Here is a 26,886-nt window from a genome sequence, read left to right as displayed (position 1 = left end):
GGTCAGGCCAGGTCGAACCGGAACAGCGCGGCATAGCGCAGCTCCGATCCGGCCGGCGCCGAGGCGTACAGGCCCAGCGTGCCGAAGCGCGCCGGCGGAATCGCCGGCATGGGCCGCGGCAGGTCCGGCATGGACTGGTCGGCCTTGAAGCGGGCCAGCGTCACATGCGGGCGAAAGGGGCGGCCTTCCACCGGCAGCCCCATGCCGCGCACGATGGTTTGTGTGTCCTCGACCATTCGGCGCAGTGGCGCGGGCAGCGAGAAGCTGGCCACCGCCACGCGGGGCCGCGCCGGCTGCGGCCACAGTTCCAGCGACTCGCCGTCCAGCACGGGCAGGGCGCGCGCCAGGGGCGCCAGCGCCGCGCGCAGCCGGATTTCGTGATCGTGCGTCAGGCCGCCCAGGAAAGCGATCGTCAGGTGCAGGTCGGCGGGATGCAGGCGCGCCGGCGGCAGGTTGGCGCCCAGCGCGGCCAGGCGTGCGCGTGTGCAGTCGTCGGGGCCGAGGGCGATGAAGCAGCGGGAATGGTCGGGAGCGGTGGCGGGCATGCCTTAGGATACCCCGGCCGGGTCAGCGGGCCGGTGTGGGGGCGCCGCTGTTCCGGCGGTCCGGCACGGGTAAACCCCCGTGGTCATTGTGGTCATCCGCTTGCTAGGATTTGATCAAAGATCGAATATCCAAGATCTAATTCTGGCGCGCACCTCGGGGGATCCATGCCGGCAGACATTGCCCATCTTATCGACGACAGGCCCGCCGACGGCGTATTCCGCGTCCACCGCGACGTATTCCGCCGCGACGACGTCTACGCCCGGGAAATGGACCGCTTCTTCCACGGCGGCTGGGTGTTCGTCGCCCATGCTTCCCAGGTGCCCAATCCCCAGGACTACGTCACGACCAGCATCGGGCGGCAGCCGCTGGTCGTCATGCGAGGCCAGGATGGCGTGCTGCGCTGTTTCCATAATTCCTGTCGCCACAAGGGCGCCCTGGTCTGCCATCAGCGTCGCGGCAACCGCCGGACCCATGTCTGCCACTACCATGGCTGGGCCTACGGCAGCGATGGGCGCAACCTGGGCGTCAAGGGCAAGGCCCAGGGCGACTATCCCGCCGCCTTCGACGATGACAGCCACGATCTCCAGCCGGTGGCCCGCTTCGCGGAATACCGCGGCTTCCTGTTCGCCAGCCTGGCGGCCGAGGTGCCGCCGCTCGAGGAATACCTGGGCGACATCCGGCGTTTCATCGACATGGCGGTCGACCAGAGCGAAGCCGGCCTGGAGATCGTGCCCGGCGCGGTCACCTACACCTACCGCGGCAACTGGAAGCTGCAACTGGAGAACTCCACCGACGCCTACCACTTCACATCCACGCATCCGTCCTACCTGCGGTTGCTGGACCGGCGTTCCGGCATGGCGGGACGAACCGACGTCGAGGCGGCGATCTGGCAGGCCGGAGGCAAGAAGCGCGAAGAAATGATGGGGTCCTTCGGCTTTGCCAACGGACACGCGCTGGTCTGGACCACTTCGCCGGTGGAGAACCATCCCTTGTACGCCCGCCTGTCCGAGCTCCGGGAGCGCGTCGGCGGGACGCGCGCGGAATGGATGCTGCGCACGCGCCAGTGCAACGTCTTTCCCAACCTGCAACTGGCTTCCAACGCGGCCTTGCAGATGCGCGTCATCCGCCCGCTGGCGGTCGACCTGACCGAGATCACGTCCTATTGCCTGGCGCCGGTGGGCGAGGATGCTGAACAGCGGCGCCAGCGGCTGCGCCAGTACGAGGACTTCTTCAACCCCAGCGGCCTGGCCACGCCCGACGATACGGTCACTTTCGAGGACTGCCAGCGTGGCTTCGAAAGCGGCGAGATCGAGTGGCAGCAGGGCTACTCGCGCGGCATGGGACGGGTGGTGCGGGGCGCCGATGCGCACGCGGCGGAGCTGGACATCGCGCCTGACACGTCGATCTCTGGAGCGTTCGAGATGAGCGACGAGACCGTGTTCCATGCGCTGTACCGCAACTGGTCGAGGAAATTGAAATGAGCAGGCTGGCGCTGGAAGTGCAGGCCGACGCGCAGGCCCTCGTGTTCCAGGAAGCCGCCCACCTGGACGCGCAGCGCTGGGACGACTGGCTGGCGCTGTATGCCGAGGACGCGAGTTTCTGGCTGCCCGCGTGGACCGACGAGCATCGGTTGTCGGTGTCGCCGGACAGCGAGTTGTCGTTGATGTATTGCGCCGCGCGCGCCGGCCTGGAAGACCGCGTCTGGCGGGTTCGGTCCGGGTTGTCGGTCGCTTCCACGCCCTTGCCCCGTACCTGCCATGCCGTGACTGGATGCGTGGCGACGGCGGCCGGCGAGGGCCGGGTGCGCGTCGAGTCGGCCTGGACCTGCCATGTCTACAACGTCAAGCACCGCGACCAGCATACGTTCTTCGGCCGCTACGAGCACCTGCTCAGGCCGCAGGGCGACGGCTGGCGCATCGCGGCCAAGAAGATCGTGCTGATGAACGACGTCATCCCCACCATGATCGATTTCTACTGTGTCTAGGACGGCCGCCATGCTCCCTGCCCTGGGTGTCATCAAGCCCGTCGTGCGGTCCTCGGTGTCCGACGCGGTCTACCAGACCCTGCGCAACAAGCTGATGCACGGCGAATATCCCGCCGGCCAGTTGCTCGGCATCCAGGACCTGGCCAACGCGCTGGAGACCAGCACCATGCCGGTGCGGGAGGCGCTGCGGCAACTGGTGGCCCAGCAAGGGCTGGAGCCGATGCGCAGCGGCACCGTGCGCGTGCCGTTGATCACGCGGGAGCGGCTGGACGATATCCGCCGCTCGCGCGTGCTGGTCGAGGGCACCGTCACCGAGTGGGCCGGGCCGCGCCTGACCGCCCGCCAGCTGGACGAACTCGGGCGGCTGGCCGCCGAGATCACCGTGGCTCGCCGTTCGCGCGAAGGGCTGGTGGACAGCCTGGAGAAAAACCGCATCTTCCACTACACCATCTACCAGGCCGCGCAGTCGCCCGTCATGCTGGCCATGATCGACAGCCTCTGGCTGCAATCGGGCGCCTACCTGCGCGCCACGCGCGAGTTCCTGCACACCGACACCATCGCCGCCGACCACCTGCACGAGTCGGCGGTGGCGGCCATGCGCGCGGGCGACTTCGCGCAGGCCCGAAAATTCATCGAGACCGACGTGAGCTGGGTGTTCGACCGGCTCAGCGCCGTGCCCGGTGCCATGAGCCGATAAGGCCGGCAACGAAGACCGAGAACCCGGAGTAGAAGAGAATGAAAACCAAGCGCCTGAGATCCGACATCACCCGCGAGGGACTGGACCGGACGCCGCACCGCGCCTTCATGCGCGCCACGGGCCTGGACGACGAGGACATCGCCAAGCCCATGGTCGGCATCGTCAGCATGCGCGGCGACCTGAGCCCCTGCAACATGACCCATGCGCCGCAGGTCGAGGCCGCGCGCATGGGCGTGGCCTCGGCCGGCGGCACGCCGCGGGAGTTCGCCACCATTTCGGTGTCCGACGGCATAGGCATGAACCACGAGGGCATGAAGTTCTCGCTGGTCAGCCGCGAGCTGATCGCCGATTCGATCGAGGCGGTGGTGCACGGCCATGCGCACGACGGCCTGGTGGCGTTCGGCGGCTGCGACAAGACCTTGCCGGGCGCGATGATGGGGCTGGTCCGCTGCAACGTGCCGGGTGTGTTCGTCTACGGCGGCAGCGCGCTGCCGGGACGTTTCGAAGGGCGTGACATCACGGTGCTGGATGCCTACGAAGCGGTGGGCGCGGCCCAGACCGGCAAGATGACCGAAGAGAAGGTCATGATGCTGGAGCGCGCCTGCAAGCCCACCATCGGCGCCTGCGCGGGCCAGTTCACGGCCAACACCATGGCCATGGTGGCCGAGGCGCTGGGGCTGACCGTGCCGAACTCGGCCATGGTGCCGGGCGTGTATTCCGAGCGCCTGGACATCGCCCGCCGCGCGGGCCAGATCGTGATGAAACTGATCGAGAACGGCGGCCCGCTGCCGCGCGAGATCGTTACGCGCAAGGCGCTGGAAAACGCCTGTGCGCTGGTGGCGGCCACGGGCGGTTCGACCAACGCGGCCCTGCACATCCCCGCGATCGCCAACGAGGCAGGCATCGCCTTCGACGTCGACGACGTGGCGGCGGTGTTCGCGCGCACGCCGCTGATCGGCGACCTGCGGCCGGGCGGCAAGTACGTGGCCAAGGACGTCTACGACATCGGCGGCGTGTCGGTGCTGATACGCGAACTGATACGCAGCGGGCACATCGACGGCAGTTGTCTCACCGTGACCGGCCGCACGCTGGCCGAAGAGCACGGGGCGGCGCCGGAGCCCGACGAGAAAGTCGTGCGCCGGGCCGACCAGCCCATCCTGGTCGACGGCGGCCTGGCGGTGCTCAAGGGCAACCTGGCGCCCAGCGGCGCGCTGCTGAAGGTCGCGGGCCTGGCCAGGCGCGTGCACGAGGGCCCCGCGCGGGTCTTCGACGGCGAGGATGCCTGCGCCGAGGCCGTCAGCCAGCGGCGCTACGCCGAGGGCGACGTGCTCATCATCCGCTACGAAGGCCCTGCCGGCGGACCGGGCATGCGCGAGATGCTGGGCGTGACGGCGCTGATCTATGGCCAGCAGATGGGAGAGAAGGTGGCCCTGTTGACTGACGGCCGGTTCTCGGGCGCCACGCGCGGCATCTGCGTCGGGCACATCGCGCCCGAAGCGGCCGCGGGCGGCACCCTGGCGCTGGTACGCGACGGCGACCGCATCCGTGTCGACGGCGACGCGCGTACCCTGGAGCTGCTGGTGGACGACGCCGAGCTGGCGCGCCGCCGCGCCGCCTGGCAGCCGCCGCCGCCCAACCACAAGGCGGGGCTGTTGTCCAAGTATGCCAAGACCGTGGGGCAGGCCGACACCGGCGCCGTCACCCATGACGGCGGCGCGCAGTGGCCCGAACCGGCGAGCCACTCCGTCTGAACCGCCACGATATTCGAGAAAAAGGAAGCACGATGAGTACGGCACGATTGGGATATCTGGGCATGGGCCTGATGGGCTTGCCCATGTCGCTGCGGTTGCGGGCGGCGGGTTGCGGCCTGGCGGTCTGGAACCGCTCGGCGGCCAAGGCCGAACCGGCCCGGGCGGCGGGCGCGCGCGTGGCGGCCAGTCCCGCCGACGTGGCGCGCGAGGCGGACATCATCTTCATGTGCCTGACCGACGCCGCGGCGGTCGAGGAAGTGGCGTTCGGCGCGAACGGGCTGGCGTCCGTGCCGGGCCAGGGCAAGGTCGTGGTCGATTTCTCGTCCATCACGCCGGCGGCCACGCGCGACATCGCGGCCCGCCTGGCCGCCGCCAATGGCATGCGCTGGATGGACGCGCCGGTTTCCGGCGGAACCAAGGGCGCAGAAGAAGGCTCACTGGCCATCATGGCGGGCGGCAGCCAGGAAGATTACGAACGGGTCCGGCCCTACGTGCAGCACATGGCCCAGCGTTTCACGCTGATGGGCCCGCTGGGCGCGGGGCAGACCACCAAGCTGTGCAACCAGATCATCGTCGGCGGTACCATGGCCATCCTGGCCGAGGCCACCCGGCTGGCGGCGAACGCCGGCATCGACCCGATGCTGCTGCCGCAGGCCCTGGCCGGCGGGTTCGCCGATTCCAAGCCGCTGCAGCTGTTCCTGCCGCGCATGGCGCAGGGCGTCCATCATCCCCCCATCGGCCACACCTATACGATGCTCAAGGATCTGGACAGCGTGGTCGAACTGGCCCGCCAGACCGGCACGCCGGTGCCGATGACCGCGGTGGCCTCGCAGATGTTCCGGCTGGTCAACGCCACGCTCGGCCCAGAGTCCGAGGCGCTGGAAATCTATAAGCTGAGCGACCGTAGATGACCCGCTACGCGCTTGCGCGCGCGCCCTTGGGGGCGAAACGTGGTCATGTGCAGCATCGTGGAATTGAAATCCGATCGTCAACCTGCCAGGAGTCATTCATGAAGAAAATCGCAGCGCTTGCCCTGACCGGCCTCATCGCCGCATGGTCCGTACCCGCCGCCGCCCAGCAGGTGATCCGCGTGGGCTGGCTGATCCCCGCCGAGGAAGCCAAGTACTGGATGATGAAGCGGCCCGCCGAGTTCCCGCAGATCGGCTCGAAGTACAAGATCGAATGGGTGCAGTTCCAGGGCACGTCGCCGGTCATGCAGGCCTTCGCCGCCAAGGCGGTGGACTGTGGCACGCAGACGCCGCTGTCCGTCGGGCAGGGCCTGATCGAGGCCAAGGTGCAGACTTCGATCATCGCCCAGCACGTGTTCGAGACCCCCTCCAGCTTCTCGGTCTATTGGGCCGTCAAGGATGATTCGCCCATCAAGTCCGTCAAGGACCTGAAGGGCAAGCGCATCGGCCTGTCGGTGCTGGGGGCGGGCGTCTATGCGCCGCTGGTGCAGATGCTGGAGAAGAACGGCCTGGATCCCAAGACCGACGTGAAGCTGATCGAGACCGGCTTCGCGCCGTCCGAGGACGCGATCCGGGCGGGCCGCGTGGATGCCGGCGTGCTGAACCAGCCTTTCGCGGCGCGCGCCGAAGCCAAGGGCGGCCTGCGCAAGCTCTTCTCGGTGGCCGACCAGCAGCCGAATTTCGTGCACATCCTGGAAGCGTGCCGCAAGGATTTCGTGGACCAGAACCCCGAGCTGGTGAAGGCCTATATCCGCGACCTGACCTCCGCCATGGGCAAGGTGCTGGCCAATCGCCCCGAGACGCTGAAGGTCGTGTCCGAGGTGACCAAGGCGCCCGTATCGGTGCTGGACACCTATCTGCTCAAGGCCAACGACTTCGCCCGCGATCCCGGCATGGCGCCCAATTTCCCGGCCATCCAGAGTCTGCTGGACAGCTTCACGCAAGCCGGCCTGATGTCGCAGAAGGTGGACGTGGCCTCGTTCAAGAACGGCGACATGCACGCCCCGATCAAGTAGCGCCCCGGCGCCCATGCAAGGACAGGCCCCGCGCAGGCGGGGCCGCGCTCTGGAACCCCTCCATGATTGCCATCAAGAACGTTTCCCAGGTCTTCGCCGTCGGCAAGGGCGAGCGGCATGTCGCCCTGTCGGATATTTCTCTGGACCTTCGCGACGGCGAGTTCATCTCCATCCTCGGTCCCTCGGGTTGCGGCAAGTCCACGCTGCTGTACATCGTGGGCGGGTTCGTCAAGCAGATCTCGGGGGTGGTCGAGATCGACGGCCGGCCGGTCACCGGCCCCGGCCCGGACCGCGGGCCGGTATTCCAGGAGTTCGCGCTCTATCCATGGAAGACGGTGCTGGGCAACGTGGCGTACGGCCTGCGCCAGCAGGGCGTGGCGAAGGCGCCGGCCGAGGCGCGGGCGCGCGAGCTGCTGGCCATGGTGGGTTTGTCGGGCTACGAGAATTTCTACGCCAAGCAATTGTCGGGCGGCATGAAGCAGCGGGTGGCCATCGCCCGTACGCTGGCCTACAACCCCGCCGTCCTGCTGATGGACGAACCCTTCGGCGCGCTGGATGCGCATACCCGCAACCGCCTGCAGAACGATCTGCTCAAGATCTGGGAACGCGACCGCAAGAGCGTGCTGTTCGTCACCCACAGCGTGGAGGAGGCGGTCTATCTGTCGGACCGGGTCGTGGTGCTGACCAAGTCGCCCGGGCGCATCAAGGAAATCGTCACCATCGACCTGCCCCGGCCGCGTGTGCGCGCCGAGCTGCTGCTCAATCCCCGCTACCAGCGGTACGTCATTGATATCGAGGCGATGATCGACAACCAGCCCGAGCAGGAGGAAGCGGCGTGAAGAAGGTCCTGCAAGCGCCGGGCGTATCCGCGCTGCTGGTGTGCCTGGGACTGCTGGTGGCGTGGGAGGTCGCGGCGCGCCTGTACGACAACCCGGGCCTGCCGACGGCCGCGCAGGCATTGTGCGAGCTGCCGCGCATCTTCGCCGACCCGCAGGCGACTTTCGACATCCTGGATTCGCTGCGGCGCATGCTGATCGGCTTCGCCCTGGCGCTGATGGTGGCGGGGCCTGTCGGCCTGCTGATGGGCCGCTCGCCGGTGGTCGAGACTCTGATGAATCCGCTGTTGATGGTGGTCTATCCCATTCCGAAGGCCGCGCTGATGCCGCTCATCATGTTGTGGCTGGGCGTGGGCGACGCCTCCAAGATCCTGGTCGTGTTCCTGGGGGTCAGCCTGCCGCTGCTGTACCACAGCTACCAGGGCGCGCGCGCCGTGGAAGAGAAGATGCTGTGGTCCGCCGCGGCCATGGGCATGAACGGCGCGCAGCGCATGTTCCGGATCGTGTTGCCGGCCGCGCTGCCGGAGATCCTGACCGGCTGCCGCACCGGTATCGTGATGGGCCTGATCACCATGATCACCAGCGAAATGATCGCGCGCCAGACCGGCGCGGGCAATATCCTGTTCAACGCCATGGACATGGCCCAGTACGAGACGGTCTACGCGATGATCATCGTCATCGGCGTCCTGGGCATCGTGCTCGACATGTGCTTCGAGGCCGTGCGCGCGCGGCTGACCCGCTGGGCCGACCGGCAGTCCGACGCCACGGCGGGGGCGCTATGACGAAGGCTCGCCGCATTTCTCCCCTCATCGGCGCGCTGCCGCTGGTCCTGATCCTGGCCGCATGGCAGGGGCTGGCCATGTCGGGGCGGGTGACCGAGAACCAGTTGCCCAGCCTGTACGCCGTCGTCATGCGGCTGCTGGAGCAACTGGCCTCGCCCGCCTTCCTGTCCGACGTCGGCATCACCCTGTTCCGGCTGTTCGTGGGCTTCTTCATCGCCCTGGTGCTGGGCGTCGGCCTGGGCATGGCGGCGGCCCGGTCGCGGGTCGGCGCCGCGATCGTGGTGCCCATGGTCCGCGTGCTGGGACCCATCCCCAAGGTGGCGCTCTACCCGGCTTTCATCCTGCTGCTGGGCTTCGACCATTCGTCCAAGATCGCGCTGGTCGTGGCCGATGCCGCCTTCCCCATCCTGCTGGCGACGCTGCACGGCGCGAGGTCGGTCGAACCCAAGCTGATCTGGTCGGCACTGGCCGCCGGAACGCCGCGCTCGCGCATCGTGACGTCCATCGTCCTGCCGGCGGCCATGCCGTCCATCCTGACCGGCTGCCGCATCGGCCTCGTCATATCCTGCGTGGTGGTGTTCCTGGCGGAGATGATCACTTCCACCGACGGCCTCGGCCATCAGCTCGTGATTGCCTCGCGCAGTTTCATCACGGTCGACATGTTCGTGGCGCTGGTCGCGATCTCGCTGCTCGGACTGGTCCTGAATTTCCTGCTGGGACGGGCCCGCCGGTTTTTCCTGCGCGGTTTTCCCGAGGAGTCCTGAAGCCATGCCGGCCCTTGTATCGACCCTGACCTGACCCCGCCATGATCCGATTCTCGGCCAACCTGTCCATGCTTTTCCTCGAAGTGCCTGAACTGGCGCGGCCCGCGGCCGCCCGCCGGGCCGGCTTCGATGCCGTCGAGGTCCAGTTCCCCTACGGCCACGAGGCCGGGCGGTGGCGCGACGCGCTGGACGCGGCCGGGGTCGATCTGGCGCTGTGCAACGTGCCAGCGGGCGACCTGATGACGGGCGGGCAGGGCCTGGCCGGGGTGCCGGGGCGGGAGGCCGCCTTCCGCGAGGCGGTGGCGCAGGCCGCCACGGTGGCGCGGGTGCTCAAGCCCCGCAACATCAACGTGCTGGCCGGCTGCCCGGGGCCCGGGCATGATCGCGAGCGCTGCCTGGACACGCTGGCGGCCAATCTGGCCCATGCCGCGCAGGTCTTGGGCGACCTCGGCATCGGCGTGGTGACGGAGGCGGTCAATACGGTGGACCGTCCCCGCTACCTGATCGACACCACGCGCGCGGCGCTCGACGCCATCGACCGCGCGGGGCATCCCAACCTGCGGATCCAGTACGACCTCTATCACATGCAGATCATGGAGGGCGACCTGATCCGCAGCTTGCGCACCCACTGCGCGCGCATCGGCCACATTCAGTTCGCCGATACGCCGGGGCGCCACGAGCCTGGCACCGGCGAGATCCATTTCGCCAACGTGTTCGCCGCGTTGGACGAGCTGCCCTATGACGGCTTCGTCGGCGCGGAGTACGTGCCGTCGGGGCGGACCGAGGATACGCTGGGCTGGATGGCGGGGCGGCGCCGCTGAGCGATGCCGCCGATCGGCTCGCGGCACGATGGCGGTGTGCTAGGATTCGAGGCCTGTGCCGCCTAGCGCCAGGAGGGAGCAAGGCACGCTACCGGGGGGAAACCGGGTGGTTTTCAAGCAGTATGCGTCGCGCGCCAGGAGCCGGGGGTGACCGGCCGGGCGAGCGTACGCGCATCGATCATCGTGCCTGTCAGGAACGGGCAGCGTTTTCTGGCGCAGGCCTTGTCCAGCATCGTCGGCAATGCGTCCGCGGCCGACGAGCTGATCGTCATCGACGATGGTTCGACGGATGGCACTGCCGCCATCCTGGACGCCTTCCAGCAGGACCATGCCTGCCTGCGCCTGGGTTCGGACGGCGTGGGACCAGCCGGCGCCCGCAATCTGGGACTGGAAGTAGCGGCAGGGCGTTTCATCGCGTTCCTCGACCACGACGACCAATGGCCCGCGGGCCGTCTCGATGCGCATTGTGGGGCACTGGAACGGAATGGCGCCGCCGCCATCATGGGCAAGACCCGGTACGTGGTCGAGGATGAGGCGCAGTCGTCGCGTTTCCGGTTTCCCGACGGCCAGCAAGCCGGCCATTTGCATCACCTGGGCGCCAGTACTTTTCGGCGAGAGGTTTTCCAGCAGCACGGCAGGTTCGATCCGGACCTGCGTTTCAGCGAGGACCAGGACTTCTTCCTGCGCCTGGCGGACGCCGGCTGCGATATCCGCCGGGTCCCGGAGATCGGCCTGCTGTACCGGGTCCACGAGACCAACATGACCCGCGGCGTCCCGACACGCGACCTGGGCCTGTTCCAGGTGCTGCATGCCTCCATCCAGAGGCGGCGCGCGGCCGGGGCCTCGACGATTTGATCATCCAAGCATTCGGAAATCGCAGCATCATGAATTTCTCCAGCTCGTACACGCTACAGTCGCCGCCCTGCATCGCCGAGGTGGTCGGCAATGAAACCATCGTGATCAATCTGGACGTCGGCAACTATTACAACCTGCAGGGCACGGCGGTCGAGGTGTGGCAAGCCTTGATGGCCGGCGTCACGCCGGAGCAACTGGCCGGCGCCAACGGCTGGAGCGAGGCCGCGCGAGACGCGCTCGGCAAACTGGTCCAGCAGGCGCTGGATGAACAGATACTGATCGCGGCGCCGAGCCCGGCCGACGTCGCCGTGCCCGCCATCGCGGTCGCGGACCCCGCGGAGCTGACCATGTCGGTCTACGCCGACATGCAGGAAATCCTTGGGCTGGACCCCATCCACGAGACCGACGTCGTCGCGGGCTGGCCGCAAAAGCCCGCCTGAGGCATGGCGCACCGGCAATGGTTCGATGAGCTGGCTGGCCGCCTGATGCCGTTCGGCCAGGCGCAGGGGGACTGGATCGTCCATGCCGTCCGTGCCGGCCCGGTTCGTTTCGATGTGATCGCGGATGCCCGGTCGGGTTTTGCCGACATCGTCCGCGCGTTCTATGCGGCCACGGAACTGGACCGCCCCGAGCCCGGGGTCTTCCAGGTCTGGTGCCTGGATGGGCGCCATCCACGGACGCTGCCCGGGCTGCACCTGTCGGGCGCCGGGGTCCGCGCGTGTTTCGAGGCGGCCCGGCAAGGCGGGGCGCACCAGTTGCTGTTGCCGGATCCCGCGCGGGGATTGATCACGGCCTTCGATGCGTTGCGCGGCCTGGGTGTATTCCATGCGGAGGACTGCGCGCGGCTGCCTTCCTGGGAACGGTACTCGCCGCTCAAGAGCTTCGTCCACCTGCTGGCCTTGCAGGCTGGCGCATGGCTGGCGCATGGCGGCAGCGTGGCGGATGCCCGTGGACGGGGCGTGCTGCTGGCGGGACCAGGCGGCTCGGGCAAGTCCACCACGACGCTGAACCTGCTGCGGCAGGGGTTGAACTCGGCGGGCGACGACTACGCCGTGCTCGCGCCCGGCGAGGGCGCCTGCCAGGTCCATGCGGTGTATCGCACGCTCAAGCTGCATCCAAGCGCACCGCTGGCAATCGGTCCCGGCCTGGACGGCGAACCCTGGGAGGTCGACGCCACGACCGGCAAGCAGGTGCTGCTGGCCAATCGGGCAGGCGAGGTCGGCCGGCTGGTCCCCGGATTCCGCCTGTCCGCCATCGCCGGGCTGCGGCTGGCGCCGGAGGATGGCGCCGCGCCGGTCCGCGCGGCGCCCGGGTTCATGCATTTCGCCCTGAGCAGCGTGCAGCAGGCCCCCTACTGGGCGGACCGCTCGCTGGCCATGGCGAAGCGGGTCTACGAGGTGGCGCCCTACGCCGATGTGGCCGTCGCCCGGGGGGCGGCGGGCCTGTCCGGGGCAAGCCGCCGCATTGTGGAACTCTTGGAGAGGTGATGATCGGTTCCGGTCTTTCGGTCGTGATCCCCGTGTTCAATGGCAAACGCTTCGTGGAAGAGGCGGTCGACAGCGTCCTGGCCCAGTCGGCGCCGCCGCGCCAGTTGCAGGTCTGCCTGGTCAACGATGCTTCCACCGATGACAGCGATGTCGTGTGCCGGCAGCTGGCGCGGCGCCACCGCGCCATCGAATATGTCGTCCTGCCGCGCAACGTGGGCGTGGCAGGCGCCCGCAACGAAGGAATACGCCGTGCCCGCCACGAGTACCTGGCATTCCTGGACCAGGACGATCGCTGGGTGGCCGACAAACTGGCCCTGCAGGGGGCGGTGTTCGCCGAGCGCCCGGACACGGGCCACGTGCTGGGCATGCAGGCGTTCTTCCTGGACGGCGTGAACGACTATCCGGCCTGGTGCCGCGCCAATTGGAAGGACGGCCCGCAGCTCGGCTATCTGCTCAGCGCCCTGCTGATCAGGACGGAGCGTTTCCGGCGGATCGGCATGCTGGACGAGGCCTATCGCTACAGCGACGACGTGGACTGGTTCGCCCGCGCGCGGCAGGCCGGCGGCACCGAGGTCATGCTGCCCGACGTCGTGCTGGACCGGCGTCTGCATGCCCACAACGCATCCGCCCTGGCCGCGCGGTCCAGCCGCGAACTGTTGCATGTGATCAAGGCCAAACTGGAGCGGCAGCGATGAAAACCAGCGTGATCATGCCGGCCTACCGGGCCTCCGCCTACATCTCGCAAGCGCTGCGTTCCGCGCTGGACGAACTGGCGCCGGACGACGAGGTGATCGTGGTCGACGATGCCTCTCCCGACGACATCCAGGCCATCGTCGAGCAGATGGGCGATGCGCGCATCCGCTACCGCCGCCTGCCCCGCAATGGCGGCGCGGCTGCCGCCCGCAACGAAGGGTTGGCGATGGCCGGGGGCGATCTGATCCAGTTCCTGGATGATGACGACCTGTGGGTGCCCGGCAGGCAGGCCGTGGCATTGGGCCTGATGGCGACGCCGTCGGTCGCGATCGTGTCCGGTTGGGTCGAACACTTCCTCAGCCCGGAGATGCCGTCCCAGGCACGCCAGCGCTACGTGCTGCCGCCACCGCAGGCCGCGGTCCTGTGCGGCTCCACCGCGATACGCCGCGGATTGCTCGAGCGGGTGGGGGATTTCGACACCAGCCTGGTCAGCGGCGAATTCATCGACCTGGCCTCGCGCCTGATGGCTACCCAGGCCGGCTGGGCGCGCTCCGACGCGCTGTTCCTGCGCCGGCGCATACACGGCGGGAATCACACGCTGTCCACGTCGGGACACAGCGCCTATCTGGCGGTGGTGCGCGCCCATCTGCAACGTCAGCGGGGCCGGGCATGATCTCCTTGTTCGGCGTTGCCGACCCGACCGTCCAGCGAGCGTTGCTGGAGCTGTGCTTCGCGGCCCGGCCGGCGGAGCGTGACCTGGCCGTGCTGGAACGGGCCATCCAGGCGGACGCGTTGACCGACGGGCAGCATCGCATGCTGCCCTGGGTGGCCCGGCGCCTGCCCGAAGGCGGCTTGAGCCCGTTCGCGGAATCCCGGGTGCGTGGTACCTACAAGCACACGTTGTATCGCAATCACCTGCTGCTGGACCGTGCCCAGCGGCTGCGGCAGGCATTGTTGCAGGCAGGGTTGGGCGAATGCGTGTTCCTGAAGGGCGTGTCCATGGCGCTGACGAATCCGCATGGGCTGGGTGCCCGGCCCATGGCGGACATAGACTTGCTGCTGGGGGGCATCCAGCATCGTTCCGAGGAGGTCCTGGCTTTTTTCGCCGCGCAAGGCATGACCAAGAAGGGGGCGACGCTGCGTTCCATCACCTGGCTCAGTCCGGATCGCTTCGAGTTCGACGTGCACTGGTACCTGCACAACTGGGCGCTCCGGCAGTCCAGCGTCGATCGTATGTATGCCGAGGCGCTTGTCGTCGAGCATCCCAAAGGGTGCTTCACCATTCCCTGCGTCGAACATAACCTGGCGCACATCCTGGCCCACGGGTTGACGACGCCGTCCGTGCACTATGACGCCCGATGGGTGGTCGATGCACTGTCCATCCTGGTCCAGCGTCCGGTGCTGGACACGGCCCGGTTCCAGTTTTTCGTCAGCGAGTTCTCCGTCCCCGACGCGGTGCGGATCGCGCTGAAGATGTTGGCGGAGCAGGCGCCCGCGACCATAGAGTTCGATCGCCAGGCGGTGCTGGAACTGGCTGCCGGCGTCCGGCGCGGACGGCCCGGCACGTTCTGGCTGTACTACCGCCCGCCGGGGCCATGGGACGCGCCGGGCCAATCGGCGCGCAGGCCCTGGCGCTACCACCTGAAGACCCAGCTGCGCTCGCGATTGATCGAGCCGGCGCAAGTGGCGCGCCACAATGGCGTGCCCTTCTGGACCAGCGTGGGGGCTTCGGTCGACTTTCCTCCCGCGGGGATCGCGGCATTCGGCCGCTGGGCATGGCGTAATACACGGCGCGTGCTGCGTGCGCGCCGCGCGACGCGCCCCGGACCATGAGCCTGCTTTCTTCCACGTCGGCGCAGACCACGCTGCAACTGGTGCGCGGCCTGTGGCGCTGGTTGCCGGGCCGGCACCGCAGCGCGCTGGCGCGTCTGTTGCTGCTCGCCCTGCTGGTGTCGGCCACCGAGGTGCTGACCATCGGATCGGTCGTACCGGTGTTGATCATGCTGGTGGATCCCGCCGGCCTGCCCATGTGGGGCCGCTTGTCCGCCTGGGTGCCCGGGTTGTCTTCCATGGATCCGGCCCGGGTGCTGGGGATCGGCATGGCCACGCTCGCGTTGGCCGCCCTGACCACGGGTGTGCTGAGGGTGTGCCTGGTGGCGCGCCTCCAACATGCGGCCCAGCGCGTCGGCCATGAGCTTGCGCTTGCCTGCCTGGACCGCACGCTGCATCTGCCGTTTCCCGCGCATACCGAGCGCCATTCCAGCGATACCCTGAGCATCCTGTCGTACAAGGTGACCGTGGTGGCCTCGCAGGTCGTGGTGCCTTGTATCCTGATCTGCACGTCCTCGATCATCGCGCTGGCCATCGTCGCCTTCCTGCTGATGGTGAGCGCGCCCATCGCCGGTGGGCTGGCGCTCGCCTTCGGGCTGATCTATGGTGGCATCGCGGCCCTGTCCCGGCGCCGCCTGCTGGATTCCGGGCGCCGCATCGCCGCCAACCATGGCCGCGCTCTCCAGGCGGCCCAGGAAAGCCTGGGCGCGATCCGCGACGTGCTGCTGTCCGGCCAGCAGCGCAGCTACGTCCAGGCCTATGGACAGTACGAAGCGGCGTTCAGGAAGGCGCAGGCCGAAAACAATACGCTGGTGCAGTCCCGCCGCTACGTGGTGGAGACCATCGGGCTGCTGCTGGTGATTGCCCTGACCTACGGCCTGACGCGAACGGCAATGCCCGCCGGTATGATCATCCCGGTCCTCGGTGTGTTCGTGCTCGCCACCCAGCGGCTGCTGCCGGTGTTGCACCAGATCTATTCTGGATGGGCGACTCTCAACGGCGCGGCGCCCGTGCTGCGGGATGTGCTGGAGGCGCTGCCCGTCTTGCCCGGGGACCATCCCCCCGACCACCGGCAATTGGGCTTCCACGACAGCTTCGGGCTGGTCGAGGCCAGTTACTGTCATCCGGGACGCGCCGAACGCGTGATCGACCGGCAGACGCTGCTGATCGGCAGGGGCGAGCGGGTGGGCGTGGTGGGAAGCAGCGGCGCGGGCAAGAGCACGCTGCTGGATCTGCTGTGCGGCTTGCGGGTGCCGCAGCCGGGCGCGCTGTGGGTCGACGGGCGGGTGCTGCCGCCGGCGGACCTGCAACTGTGGCAGCGCAAGATCGCCTATGTGCCGCAGAGCATTTTCCTGTCCAGCGCCAGCATCCGCCAGAACATTGCCCTTGGCGTCGATCCGGCCGCCATCGATGAAGCACTGGTGCGCTGGTCGGCGCGCCAGGCATGCCTGGACGGCATGATCGACCGGCTGCCCCAGGGCTACGAAACGCCCTGCGGCGAAGGTGGCGTCCGCTTGTCGGGGGGCCAGCGCCAGCGCCTGGGTATCGCGCGAGCGCTCTATCAGCGCAAGGAGGTGCTGATCCTGGACGAACCAACCAGTGCGCTCGATGCCGCGGTCGAGGCCGAGCTGCTCGGGGTCATCCGGGGGCTGCCCGCCGGAACCACGGTGATCGTGGTCTCACATCGCCCCAGTACGCTGGATTTCTGCGACCGCGTCCTGCGGGTCGAGGCGGGACGGATCCGGACCGACGATTGACCCGACGGTGTCCCCGTCGCGCCGGCCGTCGGCGCGAGCCAACCCGATCGCGTCCCCGACGAGAATGATCGCGGGGCTGCCCAACCCCGCTTCGCGCGCGTCGTCCGCGAGCCGGCCCAACAGGGTGACCAGCCTTGCCTCGCGTGGTGTCGAGGCCCACTGCACCACCGCGGCCGGCGTGCCTGCCGGCAAGTGCGCCAGCAGACCCGCCGCGACGTCCTCGATGCGCCGCATGCCCATGTAGATGACCAGCGTGGTCCGGCTGCGCGCCAACGCCTGCCAGTCCGGCGGCGTGCCGTCCTGGGTATGGGCGGTGACGAAGCTCACGCCATGGCAGTAGTCCCGATGGGTGAGCGAGATGCCCAGTGCCGCGGCTGCCGCCATGCCCGAGCTGACGCCGTTAATCAGTTCCACCTCGATCCCGGCGGCTTCCAGGAAGGCGATTTCTTCGCCTGCCCGGCCGAACATCAGCGCCTCGCCGCCCTTGACCCGGACGACCGTCCTGCCCTGTAGCGCGTAGCGGCGCATCAGGCGCTGGATGAAGGGCTGGGGCGTGGAGCGGCAGCCGCCGCGCTTGCCCACGCGCAGCACGCGCGCCCGGGGCGCGAGTTCGACGATGTCGGGCGGCACCAGTTCGTCCAGCAGCAGCACGTCGGCGGACGACAGGGCGCGGACCGCCTTGCGCGTCAACAGATCCAGGTCGCCGGGGCCGGCGCCCATCAGGATCACTCGTCCTGGTTTCATCTCATCCTCCTGTTGTCGCGGACTCATGCCGACATCCGCGAGGTCCCGCACAGGCGGGTCAGTTCGGGCACGCAGGAGCCGCACACGGTCCCGCAGCCCAGGGTGGCTTTCAGTGCCGCGACATCGGCGCCGCGCGCGATGGCGGCGGAGATGGCCGATTCGGGCACGCCCTTGCATTGGCAGATCGTGCGGTCCCGCGCGGGCGCGCCGCCATCGGGCGTGAAGACGCGCAGGCGTGAACCGCTCCACGGGGCGTCGGACAGCAGGCGTTCGATCAGCGGCTCGGCATGGCCCACGTCGCCGGCCAGCGCGAAGGCGCGCAACTGTCCGGTGTCCCAGCGCGCGCATTTGCGTACGCCCTGCCGCCGGTCGCGGTATTCGAGGACATCGGGGCTCGCGCCCATGCCCAGCGCGGCGGCCAGCGCATCCAGCCAGGCTTCGTCCGGGGCCGCCATCGCCGCGGTCAGCGCCAGCACGGACCGCGCGGCGTCGCCGCGCAGGCCCAGCGCCGCGTATCCGCAAGACGCCAGCAGGGGCTGCAGCCCGGCGCGCAGGCGCAGGGCGTCCTCCTGGTCCGTTGCCTGGACCGCGGCGCGGACCCGCCATCCCAGGTCCGCCTTCTCGATCCGGACCGCGCTGTGTTTGAGCTCGGGTTGGAAGGACTTGTCGTCCACGGCGGCGTTGCACACTTCGTTGATGCCGCCGCTGTTCAGGAACTGTCCGTTCCAATGCATGGCCGCGAACAGGGTGCCCGGAGGCAGGTCGTCCGTCAGCCGCAGCGGCAGGACCATGGCGCCGTCGCGGCTGATGACGCGCACCAGGTCGCCTTCCGACAGCCCACGCCGGGAGGCGTCGGCCGGATGCATGTCCAGCGTGGGGTCGGGCGCGTGCGAGAACGCCTGGGCGACGCGGCCGGTCCGGCTCATGCCGTGCCATTGATCGCGCAGCCGGCCCGTGGTCAGGTGGAAAGGATGGCGCGCGCTGGTCGCGGCCGCCACGGGCCGGTAGACGACGGGGTGGAAGCGGGCGCGCCCGGAGCGGGTCGCATAGCGGCCGTCGGTGTAGCGCCGGGCGAGGCCGGTGTCCTGGCCGGGGGGGAAGGGCCATTGCTGGGGGCCGCGTATTTCGAGCAGGTCGTAGTCCAGGCCGCCGATATCCAGGTCCCGGCCGTGGGTCAGCGCGCGGTGTTCGTCGAAAATCGCGCGCGCCGTCTGGTAGGGGAACAGGTCCGGGGCGGCTGGACGGAGCAGCGCCTGCATCCGCCGCCCGACCTCGGCCGCGATGCGCCAGTCGGCGCGGGCCTCGCCGGGAGGCGCCACGGCGGGCCGCACGCGCGAGATGCGCCGTTCCGAGTTCGTGACGGTGCCGTCCTTCTCGCCCCAGCTCGAAGCCGGCAGCAAGACGTCGGCGTAGGCCACCGTATCGGTGTCGGCATAGGCCTCCTGCACCACCACCAGCTCGGCCCGCCGCAGCGCGCGGCGCACGGCCGCAAGATCCGGCAGGGAATGGGCCGGGTTGGTGCAGGCGATCCATATCGCCTTGACCTTGCCGGTCTCCAGGGCTTCGAACATGTCGACGGCGGTCAGCCCCGGCCGTCCGGAGACCGCATCCACGCCCCAGAAGGCGGCCACCTCGGCGCGGTCCGTCGCGCTGGCGATGTCCCGGTGGGCGGCCAGCATGGTCGCCATGCCGCCCACCTCGCGGCCGCCCATGGCGTTGGGCTGGCCGGTCAGAGAGAACGGTCCCGCGCCGGCGCGGCCGATCTGCCCGGTGGCCAGGTGCAGGTTGATCAGGGCCAGGTTCTTGTCCGTGCCGTGGCTGGACTGGTTCAGGCCCATGCAATACAGGGACAGCGTGGCGGGACTGCGGGCGAACCATTCGGCCGCCTGGCACAGGTCGCGCTCGCGGATGCCGCACAGCGCCGCGGCGGTCGAGGGGGAGGTGTCGCGCACCATGCGCTTGACGGCGTCGAAGCCCTCGGTGCTGCCGGCGATGTGGTCGGCGTCCAGCCAGCCTTCCCAGATCAGGTGGTGCAACATGCCGTTGAACAGCGCGACGTCGGTGCCAGGCTGGATCGGCAGGTGCAGGTCGGCCATCGCCGCGGTGTCGGTACGCCGCGGGTCCACGACGATCCAGCGGGTGCCGGGGCGCGCTTCGCGCGCCGCTTCCAGCCGGCGGTACAGCACGGGATGGGCGTAGGCCATGTTGCTGCCGGCGATCAATACCGTGTGCGCGTGGTCCAGGTCCTCGTAGCAGGTGGGCGGCCCGTCGGCGCCCAGCGACAGCTTGTAGCCGGTCACGGCGCTGGACATGCACAGGCGGGAGTTCGTGTCGATGTTGTTGGTGCCGACCAGCCCCTTGGCCAGTTTGTTGAAGACGTAATAGTCCTCGGTCAGCAACTGTCCGGACACGTAGAAGGCCACCGCGTCGGGGCCGTGCCGGCGTACGACGTCGGCCAGCCGTGCGGCCACGTGGTCCAGCGCGGTGTCCCAGTCGATCGGCTCCAGCGCCGCGTCGCGCCGCGGCCGCCAGGCCGGGTGCAGCGCCCGGCCGGCATCGCTTTGCGCGGTCTGCGCCAGCGACAGGCCCTTGGAGCACAGCCTGCCGGCATTGGCCGGATGGCCAGGGTCGCCGCGCACGCCCGTGATGCGGCCGTCCTCGCTGTCGATCAGGACGCCGCAGCCCACGCCGCAGTAGCAGCAGGTCGACGCGGTGGTTCGTGCCTCGCCCATGATGGTCTCCCGTCTTCAGTCCAGGTCCAGGTAGACCACGCCTTCGTCCACGCGCACGGAGAAGCGCCGCGCGCATCCCTCGTCGGGCGCGCGGGCGCGGCCGTCCTCCAGCCCCAGTTGCCAGCCGTGCAGCGGGCACGTCACGGACTCGCCGTGCACGATGCCTTGCGACAGCGGCCCGGCCTTGTGGGGGCAGCGGTCGAGCAGCGCGAAGACTTTGTCCTGCGCGGTGCGGAACACCGCCAGGTTGCCCTGCGCGCGCTCGACGACGCGGCTGCCCAGGCGCGGGATATCGTCCACCAGGCACAGGCGGACCCAGGGGTGTGCGTCATTGGCGCTCATCATGCGACTTCCTCGGAGACCAGTTTCAGGGGGATGTACTCGCGGGCGGCCTTGCCGGCCACCCGCTCGGCCCACGGGTCGCGCAAGCCCTGCAAGGCATGCAGCAGCCGCTCGTGCAGCGCGCGGCGGCCTTCCGGGTCCTCGACGATCCGGCGCTTGACGTAGTCCAGGCCCACGCGCTCGACGTAGTGCACGGTCCGGTCCAGGTACCAGGCCTCTTCCCGGTAGAGTTGCAGGAAGGCGCCGGCATATTCCTTGACCTCTTCCGGCGTCCTGACCTTGGCCAGGAACTGCGCCACCTCGGTCTTGATGCCGCCGTTGCCGCCGACATGGATTTCCCAGCCACTGTCGACCGCGATCACGCCCACGTCCTTGATGCCCGATTCGGCGCAGTTGCGCGGACAGCCCGACACCGCCAGCTTGACCTTGTGCGGGCTCCACATGTTGGCCAGCATGGTCTCCAGTTCAATGCCCATCTGCGTGCTGTTCTGCGTGCCGAAGCGGCAGAACTCCATGCCCACGCAGGTCTTCACGGTGCGGATGGACTTGCCGTAGGCATGGCCGGAGTTCATGCCCAGGTCGCGCCAGACCGACACCAGGTCTTCCTTCTTCACGCCCAGCAGGTCGATGCGCTGTCCGCCCGTGACCTTGACCATGGGGATGGCATACCTGTCAGCCACGTCGGCGATGCGGCGCAGCTCGGCGGCGTTCGTGACGCCGCCCTTCATCTGCGGCACCACCGAAAAAGTGCCGTCCTTCTGGATGTTGGCGTGCGCGCGTTCGTTGATGAAACGGCTTTGCGGGTCGTCCACCGCCTCGTGCGGCCAGGTCGAGACCAGGTAGTAGTTGATCGCGGGCCGGCAGGTGCTGCAGCCGTTGGGCGTGCGCCAGTCCATGAAGTCGTGGACCTGGGCGTGGCTCAGCAGTTTGTGTTCGCGTATGGCCTGGCGCAGCGCCGCGTGGCTGTGGTCCGTGCAGCCGCACACCGCCTTGGTCTTGGGCGCTTCCTGGAAGTTCGAGCCCAGCGTGTTCATCAGGATCTGTTCCACCAGGCCGGTGCACGAGCCGCAGGAGCTGGCGGCCTTGGTGTGTTTCTTGACGTCGTCCACGGTGAACAGGCCCTGGTCCTGGATGGCGCGCACGATCGTGCCCTTGCAGACGCCGTTGCAGCCGCATACCTCGTCGCTGTCCTGCATGGCGGCCGCCCGGCTCTGTCCCTGCACGCCGGCATCGCCGACGCTCGATTCGCCGAACATCAGCCGGTCGCGCAGTTCGCCGATGGCCCGGCCCTCGCGCAGCAGCTTGAAGTACCACGCACCATCCACGGTGTCGCCGTACAGGCAGGCGCCGACCAGCTTGTCGTCCTTGATGACCAGCCGCTTGTAGACGCCACCGGCCGGATCGGACAGCACGATGTCCTCGGTGTCCCCGCCGCCGGTGAAGTCGCCGGCCGAGAACAGGTCGATACCCGTGACCTTGAGCTTGGTCGACAGCACCGAGCCCTTGTACGCGCCGTAGCCCAGCTCGGCCAGGTGGTTGGCGGCCACCTTGGCCATCTCGAACAGTGGCGCCACCAGGCCATAGGCGGTGCCGCGATGGTTGACGCATTCGCCCACGGCGTAGATGCGCGGGTCGAAGGTCTGCAGCACGTCGTTGACGACGACGCCGTTGCGGCAGTGCAGCCCGGCTGCCTCGGCCAGCGCCGTGTTGGGCCGGATGCCCACGGCCATCACCACCAGGTCGGCCTCGATCTGCGTGCCGTCCTTGAAGCGCACCCCGCGCACGCGGCCGGCCTCGTCGCCCAGGATTTCGCTGGTCGAGCGGCCCAGGAGGAAGTCCAGGCCGCGATCCGCCAGCGACGCTTCCAGCATCTTGCCCGCCGTGCGGTCGAGCTGGCGCTCCAGCAGCCAGTCGCCCAGATGCACCACGCTTACCTCCATGCCGCGCAGCTTCAGGCCGTTGGCCGCTTCCAGGCCCAGCAGGCCGCCGCCGATGACGATCGCGCGGCGCTGGGTGCGGGCCGCCGCGATCATCTTCTGCGTGTCCTGGATGTCGCGGTAGGTGATGACGCCGTCCAGGTCCTTGCCCGGTATCGGCAGGATGAAAGGGTTGGATCCGGTAGCCAGCAGCAGGCGGTCGTAGGGGGACTCGGCGCCGTCGGCCGCGATCACCACGCGGCGGCGACGGTCGATGCGCGCGACCGGCGTGCCGGTGCGCAGGGCGATGCCGTGCTTCTCGTACCAGGACAGGGGGTTGAGCACGATGTCCTGGAAGTCCTGTTCGCCGGCCAGGACCGGGGACAGCAGGATGCGGTTGTAATTCGGGTGCGGCTCGGCGCCGAAAACCGTGATGTCGTAGCGGTCGGGCGCCAGCGCCAGGAGCTCTTCGAGCGTGCGTATGCCCGCCATGCCGTTGCCCACTACAACCAGTTTCGATCGGTTCATCATGTTCGACTCGGTCAGACAGTTCCGGAAGCGACAACGGCGTCCCGCCGCAGCATGGCTGCGAGGGGACGCCGTTGTCCGGGATCGGGCCGCCGTTGGTGCCGGCGGCCTGGGTGCGGGCCGCGCAGGCGGCCGCATCCTGGGTTAAGCAAGGTGTGTGCCGGATCGCCAGGGTGCCCGCGATGCCGGGCGTTTCCAGGCTCCGGACGGAAAGGCCGGGAAGGGCGCGCCGGCTTCGACGCACCGGCCTTGTGCGTTCCGGCGCGCGGCGCACCCCCGAGGGGCGGCCCATGCCCGATCCGCGCGCGCCGGCGCCGCGCCGTCAGGCCTGGATATCGAAGCCGCGTGCGTAGCCCGCGGCATGTCCGCCGTCCCAGGTCCGGCCGTCGATGAGCCGGCTGGAACGCATGGTGGATACCGGCACCGCCACGCCCACTTGCGCGGCTGCCTCGCGATACAGGTCCAGCCGGTTGATGGATTGCGCGACCCGCAGGTAGTCCGGATCGTCGCGCAGCATGCCCCACCGCCGGTACTGGGTGGCCATCCACATGCCGTCCGACAGATACGGAAAGTTCGCCTCGCCGTCGGCGAAGAACCGTATGCCCGGCGCGCTGCCGTCCGCGGCCTTCTCGGGCAAGAGGCGCGAGGCGATCACGTCGCGCGGCGCGTCGACGAAATCGGGCAGCGCCAGCCATGACGCCGCCTCTTCCCGGTGGGCCGGCACGTCCAGGTAGCGGCAGGCTTCCAGCAAGGCCATGATCAGCGCCCGCGCCGTGTGCGGATGGCTATCGGCGAAGTCGCGGGTGCAGGCCAGCACCTTCTCGGGATGATTGGGCCACACTTCCGAAGTCAGGGCGACGGTGATGCCCTTGCCCTCGCTCTGCGCCAGGGCGTTCCAGGGTTCGCCCACGCAATAGCCGTCCACGTCGCCGCGCCGCAGGGCTTCGGCCATCTGGGGCGGCGGGATGACCGTGCTGCGCACGTCGCGCAGGGGATGGACGCCGTGCGCGGCCAGCCAGTAGTACAGCAGCATGGCGTGGGAGCCGGTCGGGAACGTATGGGCGAAGGTGGGGCGAGTGGCGGCGCCGTGGATGAAACGCGCCAGCGCCGCGCCATCGCGCGCCCGGGAGGCCAGCGCGCGCGACAGCGTGATGGCCTGGCCACCCTGGTTCAGCGACATCAGCATCGCCATGTCCCGCTGCGGTCCGCCCAGGCCCAGCTGGATGCCGTATCCCAGTCCGTACAGCGCGTGCGAGGCGTCCAGGTCGCCCGCCAGCAGCTTGTCGCGCACCGCGGCCCACGAGGGTTGCCGTTGCAGGACGATCTCCAGCCCGTACTTGCGGTCGTAGCCTCGCGCCACCGCGATGACCAGTGGCGCGCAATCGGTCAGCGCGATGAAGCCCACGCGCAGCTGGCGTTTTTCGGGCGCGTCGGATCCCGCGATCACGCGGCCCGCCTGCGGGGTCGGAGGAGAGAGGGACATCGGGGTATCTCCGTTCATGGGCGCGGCGGGTCCGACAGCGACAGCACCTGCCGCGCGACGTCGCCCAGCCGGACGCCCTGTTTCATGGCCTGGCCGCGCAGCAGTTCGAACGCCTCGGCCTCGCCCAGTCCGTGCCGGTCCATCAGCCATCCCTTGGCGCGGTCGATGTCCTTGCGATCGGCCAGTTGTTGCTCGACCTCGGCCAGACGCCGCCGCAGCTTGTCTTCCTCGTCGAAGCGGGCACAGGCCACTTCCAGGATGGGGGCCAGTTTCCCGGGCGCCATGCCGTCGACCACGTAGGTGGTGACCCCCGCGCGCACCGCGGCCCGGATGACGGACTGGTCGGCGGCGTCCGAGAACATGACCACCGGCCGCGGCGCGGCGGCGTTCATGACCGCCAGTTGTTCCAGCGTGTCGCGGGTGGGCGATTCGGTGTCGATCAGGATCACGTCAGGCCGCTGGGTCTCGACGGCATGCAACAGCGCGCGGGCATGCGCGACGTCGGCCAGGATCTCGTAGCCGGCCCGCTGCAAGGCCTCGCGCAGTTCGGCGATGGGCTTGTCGGTGTCGTTGACCAGCAGGACTCGGGGCATGGGAAGATCGCTATGCGGCCTGGCGGGTGGGGTGGCTCTGCTTGCGATAGAGGAAATCGATGACGGCCGTGCGGCAGGCGTGGTAGTGCTCGTCGTCGGCCAGTTCGACCCGGCTGCGCGGCCGGGGCAGGCGCACGTCCAGGATCTCGCCTATCGTCGCGGCCGGGCCGTTGGTCAGCATCACGATGCGGTCCGACAGCAGCACCGCCTCGTCCACGTCGTGCGTGACCATGATCACCGTGCTGCCCGTCTTGGCCACGATCTCCAGCAGCTCGTCCTGCAGGTGGGCGCGGGTCAGCGCATCCAGCGCGCCGAAGGGTTCGTCCATCAGCAGCACGTCGGGCTCGATCGCCAGCGCGCGGGCGATGCCTACGCGTTGCTTCATGCCGCCCGAGATTTCGTGCGGCAGCTTGTGCTCGGCGTGGGCCAGGCCCACCAGTTGCAGCGCGGCCAGTGTGCGTTCGCGCAGCCGGGTCTTGCTCTCGGTGGCGCCGAACACCCGTTCCACGCCCAGGTGAATGTTCTTGTAGCAGCTCAGCCAGGGCAGCAGCGAGTGGTTCTGGAACACCACCGCGCGCTCGGGGCCGGGGCCGTCGATCTCGCGCCCGGCGCAGATGAGCGCGCCGGACGTCGGCCGCGTCAGGCCCGCCACGAGATTGAGCAGCGTCGACTTGCCGCAGCCCGAATGGCCGATCAGGGAAATGAACTCGCCCTTGGAGACGGTCAGGTCGATGTCGCGCAGGGCCACGAAGCTGCCCTTGCGCGTTTTGAACACCTGGCCCACGTTTTCGATGCTGAGGAACTTGTCCATGGCGATTCCTTGGTGGTGTCAGTCGGCGTAGGTGAAACGCTTGACCAATTGGGTCAGCAGGACTTCCAGCACCAGGCCGACGATGCCGATCACGAAGATGGCGATGACGATGTGTTCGACCTTGAGGTTGTTCCATTCGTCCCACAGCCAGAAGCCGATGCCCACGCCGCCGGTCAGCATTTCCGCGGCGACGATCACCAGCCAGGCGGTGCTGATGGACAGCCGCACGCCGGTCAGCATGTAGGGCAGCACGGCGGGAAGCAGCACGCGCGTCATCACCTTCCATTCGGACAGCTTCAGCACCCGCGCCACGTTCATGTAGTCCTGCGGCACGCGTGTCACGCCGACCGCGGTATTGATGATCATCGGCCAGATGGAACAGATGAAGATCGCCCAGATGGCGGCCAGGTTGGCCGCCTTGAACAGCAGCAGGCCCAGCGGCAGCCACGCCAGCGGCGACACCGGGCGCAGCAGGCTGATCAGGGGCGAGACCACCGCGCTGACCGCGGCGAAGCGGCCGATGATGAAGCCGGCCGGGATGCCCACCAGCGCCGCCAGGCCGAAGCCGATGGCCACGCGCCGCAGCGACGACAGCAGGTTCCATCCTATGCCCTGGTCGTTCGGGCCATTGTCGTAGAACGGATCGGAGAACAGCGCCAGGGCGGCCTTGCCCGTCACGGCGGGCGTGGGGATCTCGGGGACCGCGTTGGACACCAGTTGCCAGACCAGGATCAAGAGGGCGAAGCCCAGGCAGGGGCCGGCCACCGTCTTGACGAAGGTTTCCCAGACCCCGCGCCAGTCGATGCGGTCGAGCAGGGTGGCGCGGGCGGGCGCGGGCGGACTCGGCGCCGGCGCCGCGGCCGCATGCAGGTCGATGACCTCGGCGACGGGCGGGGCGGCGGCGGGGCCGGGGGAAAGGGAGCGGGCCGTGGCGGTCATGGCGGTGGTCC

Annotated in this window: 26 protein-coding genes; 17 read left to right on the top strand and 9 right to left on the bottom strand. The window is 69.0% G+C overall.

The window, feature by feature from the left end; translation table 11 throughout:
- Positions 1-2: 2 nt before the first annotated feature.
- Positions 3-545: an RNA 2',3'-cyclic phosphodiesterase gene (gene thpR / locus AC1Q6E_RS06435; protein WP_296560142.1), complete on the bottom strand. Its 543-nt coding sequence runs from the start codon at positions 543-545 to the stop codon at positions 3-5.
- 165 nt (positions 546-710) lie between these two features.
- On the opposite strand from thpR, the gene AC1Q6E_RS06430 reads away from it, so the two are divergent.
- The 17 genes from AC1Q6E_RS06430 to AC1Q6E_RS06350 all read left to right on the top strand — a co-directional run bounded on the left by AC1Q6E_RS06430 (position 711) and on the right by AC1Q6E_RS06350 (position 16,787).
- Entirely contained in the window at positions 711-2,027 is a 1,317-nt protein-coding gene (locus AC1Q6E_RS06430; protein WP_492572430.1) for an aromatic ring-hydroxylating oxygenase subunit alpha, read from the top strand.
- Entirely contained in the window at positions 2,024-2,530 is a 507-nt protein-coding gene (locus AC1Q6E_RS06425) for an aromatic-ring-hydroxylating dioxygenase subunit beta (RefSeq protein WP_296560146.1), read from the top strand. Before AC1Q6E_RS06430 ends, AC1Q6E_RS06425 begins: the two co-directional genes overlap by 4 nt.
- Before the next feature lie 10 nt (positions 2,531-2,540).
- Positions 2,541-3,227, top strand: a complete 687-nt coding sequence (locus AC1Q6E_RS06420; protein ID WP_152792404.1) for a GntR family transcriptional regulator — start codon at positions 2,541-2,543, stop codon at positions 3,225-3,227.
- A 38-nt stretch (positions 3,228-3,265) separates the two neighbouring features.
- A complete protein-coding gene (ilvD, locus tag AC1Q6E_RS06415) occupies positions 3,266-4,978 on the top strand; it encodes a dihydroxy-acid dehydratase (protein WP_152792403.1) in 1,713 nt (570 codons plus the stop codon).
- On the top strand, positions 4,948-5,889 hold the full coding sequence (locus AC1Q6E_RS06410; protein ID WP_366059961.1) for an NAD(P)-dependent oxidoreductase: 942 nt from the start codon (positions 4,948-4,950) through the stop codon (positions 5,887-5,889). The genes ilvD and AC1Q6E_RS06410 overlap by 31 nt, the downstream gene beginning before the upstream one ends.
- 98 nt (positions 5,890-5,987) lie before the next feature.
- Complete coding sequence (locus tag AC1Q6E_RS06405; protein WP_152792401.1) at positions 5,988-6,962, top strand: ABC transporter substrate-binding protein; 975 nt, start codon at positions 5,988-5,990, stop codon at positions 6,960-6,962.
- A gap of 62 nt (positions 6,963-7,024) precedes the next feature.
- Positions 7,025-7,801 carry an ABC transporter ATP-binding protein gene (locus AC1Q6E_RS06400; protein WP_492572429.1) on the top strand — a complete coding sequence of 259 codons (777 nt, stop codon included), beginning with the start codon at positions 7,025-7,027 and terminating at the stop codon, positions 7,799-7,801.
- Positions 7,798-8,580 carry an ABC transporter permease gene (locus tag AC1Q6E_RS06395; RefSeq protein WP_296560154.1) on the top strand — a complete coding sequence of 261 codons (783 nt, stop codon included), beginning with the start codon at positions 7,798-7,800 and terminating at the stop codon, positions 8,578-8,580. Before AC1Q6E_RS06400 ends, AC1Q6E_RS06395 begins: the two co-directional genes overlap by 4 nt.
- Positions 8,577-9,344 (top strand): ABC transporter permease, encoded by a 768-nt coding sequence (locus AC1Q6E_RS06390; RefSeq protein ID WP_152792399.1) that lies wholly within the window; start codon positions 8,577-8,579, stop codon positions 9,342-9,344. Before AC1Q6E_RS06395 ends, AC1Q6E_RS06390 begins: the two co-directional genes overlap by 4 nt.
- Positions 9,345-9,385: 41 nt before the next feature.
- Positions 9,386-10,165 (top strand): TIM barrel protein, encoded by a 780-nt coding sequence (locus AC1Q6E_RS06385; protein WP_152792398.1) that lies wholly within the window; start codon positions 9,386-9,388, stop codon positions 10,163-10,165.
- 147 nt (positions 10,166-10,312) lie between these two features.
- Positions 10,313-11,020 (top strand): glycosyltransferase, encoded by a 708-nt coding sequence (locus AC1Q6E_RS06380; RefSeq protein WP_152792397.1) that lies wholly within the window; start codon positions 10,313-10,315, stop codon positions 11,018-11,020.
- A gap of 29 nt (positions 11,021-11,049) precedes the next feature.
- The gene (locus AC1Q6E_RS06375; protein WP_152792396.1) at positions 11,050-11,460 is read left to right on the top strand and encodes a PqqD family protein; all 411 of its coding nucleotides are present in this window, start codon (positions 11,050-11,052) and stop codon (positions 11,458-11,460) included.
- 3 nt (positions 11,461-11,463) lie between these two features.
- Positions 11,464-12,507 (top strand): hypothetical protein, encoded by a 1,044-nt coding sequence (locus AC1Q6E_RS06370; protein WP_492572428.1) that lies wholly within the window; start codon positions 11,464-11,466, stop codon positions 12,505-12,507.
- A complete protein-coding gene (locus AC1Q6E_RS06365; protein ID WP_492572427.1) occupies positions 12,507-13,202 on the top strand; it encodes a glycosyltransferase family A protein in 696 nt (231 codons plus the stop codon). Before AC1Q6E_RS06370 ends, AC1Q6E_RS06365 begins: the two co-directional genes overlap by 1 nt.
- Entirely contained in the window at positions 13,199-13,873 is a 675-nt protein-coding gene (locus AC1Q6E_RS06360; RefSeq protein ID WP_152792395.1) for a glycosyltransferase family 2 protein, read from the top strand. Before AC1Q6E_RS06365 ends, AC1Q6E_RS06360 begins: the two co-directional genes overlap by 4 nt.
- A complete protein-coding gene (locus AC1Q6E_RS06355) occupies positions 13,870-15,033 on the top strand; it encodes a nucleotidyltransferase family protein (RefSeq protein ID WP_152792394.1) in 1,164 nt (387 codons plus the stop codon). Before AC1Q6E_RS06360 ends, AC1Q6E_RS06355 begins: the two co-directional genes overlap by 4 nt.
- On the top strand, positions 15,030-16,787 hold the full coding sequence (locus AC1Q6E_RS06350) for an ABC transporter ATP-binding protein (protein ID WP_152792393.1): 1,758 nt from the start codon (positions 15,030-15,032) through the stop codon (positions 16,785-16,787). Before AC1Q6E_RS06355 ends, AC1Q6E_RS06350 begins: the two co-directional genes overlap by 4 nt.
- On the opposite strand, the gene cobA is transcribed toward AC1Q6E_RS06350, so the two are convergent.
- The 8 genes from cobA to ntrB all read right to left on the bottom strand — a co-directional run bounded on the left by cobA (position 16,710) and on the right by ntrB (position 26,875).
- Positions 16,710-17,531 (bottom strand): uroporphyrinogen-III C-methyltransferase, encoded by an 822-nt coding sequence (cobA, locus tag AC1Q6E_RS06345; RefSeq protein WP_152792392.1) that lies wholly within the window; start codon positions 17,529-17,531, stop codon positions 16,710-16,712. The genes AC1Q6E_RS06350 and cobA overlap by 78 nt on opposite strands.
- Before the next feature lie 23 nt (positions 17,532-17,554).
- Positions 17,555-20,263 carry a nitrate reductase gene (locus tag AC1Q6E_RS06340; RefSeq protein ID WP_152792391.1) on the bottom strand — a complete coding sequence of 903 codons (2,709 nt, stop codon included), beginning with the start codon at positions 20,261-20,263 and terminating at the stop codon, positions 17,555-17,557.
- A gap of 15 nt (positions 20,264-20,278) precedes the next feature.
- A complete protein-coding gene (nirD, locus tag AC1Q6E_RS06335; protein WP_296560172.1) occupies positions 20,279-20,608 on the bottom strand; it encodes a nitrite reductase small subunit NirD in 330 nt (109 codons plus the stop codon).
- Positions 20,605-23,049, bottom strand: coding sequence for a nitrite reductase large subunit NirB (nirB, locus tag AC1Q6E_RS06330; RefSeq protein WP_152794408.1), 2,445 nt, complete (start codon positions 23,047-23,049; stop codon positions 20,605-20,607). Before nirB ends, nirD begins: the two co-directional genes overlap by 4 nt.
- Positions 23,050-23,371: 322 nt before the next feature.
- Entirely contained in the window at positions 23,372-24,532 is a 1,161-nt protein-coding gene (locus AC1Q6E_RS06325) for a CmpA/NrtA family ABC transporter substrate-binding protein (RefSeq protein ID WP_492572426.1), read from the bottom strand.
- 14 nt (positions 24,533-24,546) lie between these two features.
- Positions 24,547-25,125: an ANTAR domain-containing response regulator gene (locus tag AC1Q6E_RS06320; RefSeq protein WP_296560173.1), complete on the bottom strand. Its 579-nt coding sequence runs from the start codon at positions 25,123-25,125 to the stop codon at positions 24,547-24,549.
- A gap of 10 nt (positions 25,126-25,135) precedes the next feature.
- On the bottom strand, positions 25,136-25,936 hold the full coding sequence (locus tag AC1Q6E_RS06315; protein ID WP_492572425.1) for an ABC transporter ATP-binding protein: 801 nt from the start codon (positions 25,934-25,936) through the stop codon (positions 25,136-25,138).
- An 18-nt stretch (positions 25,937-25,954) separates the two neighbouring features.
- Positions 25,955-26,875, bottom strand: a complete 921-nt coding sequence (ntrB, locus tag AC1Q6E_RS06310) for a nitrate ABC transporter permease (protein ID WP_296560175.1) — start codon at positions 26,873-26,875, stop codon at positions 25,955-25,957.
- Positions 26,876-26,886 lie beyond the last annotated feature (11 nt).

This window comes from Pigmentiphaga sp. MLSB6-MA01 (genome assembly GCF_058793475.1).
The sequence above is the reverse complement of the archived record's forward strand: the minus strand, read 5'-3'. Positions and strand labels throughout refer to the sequence as shown.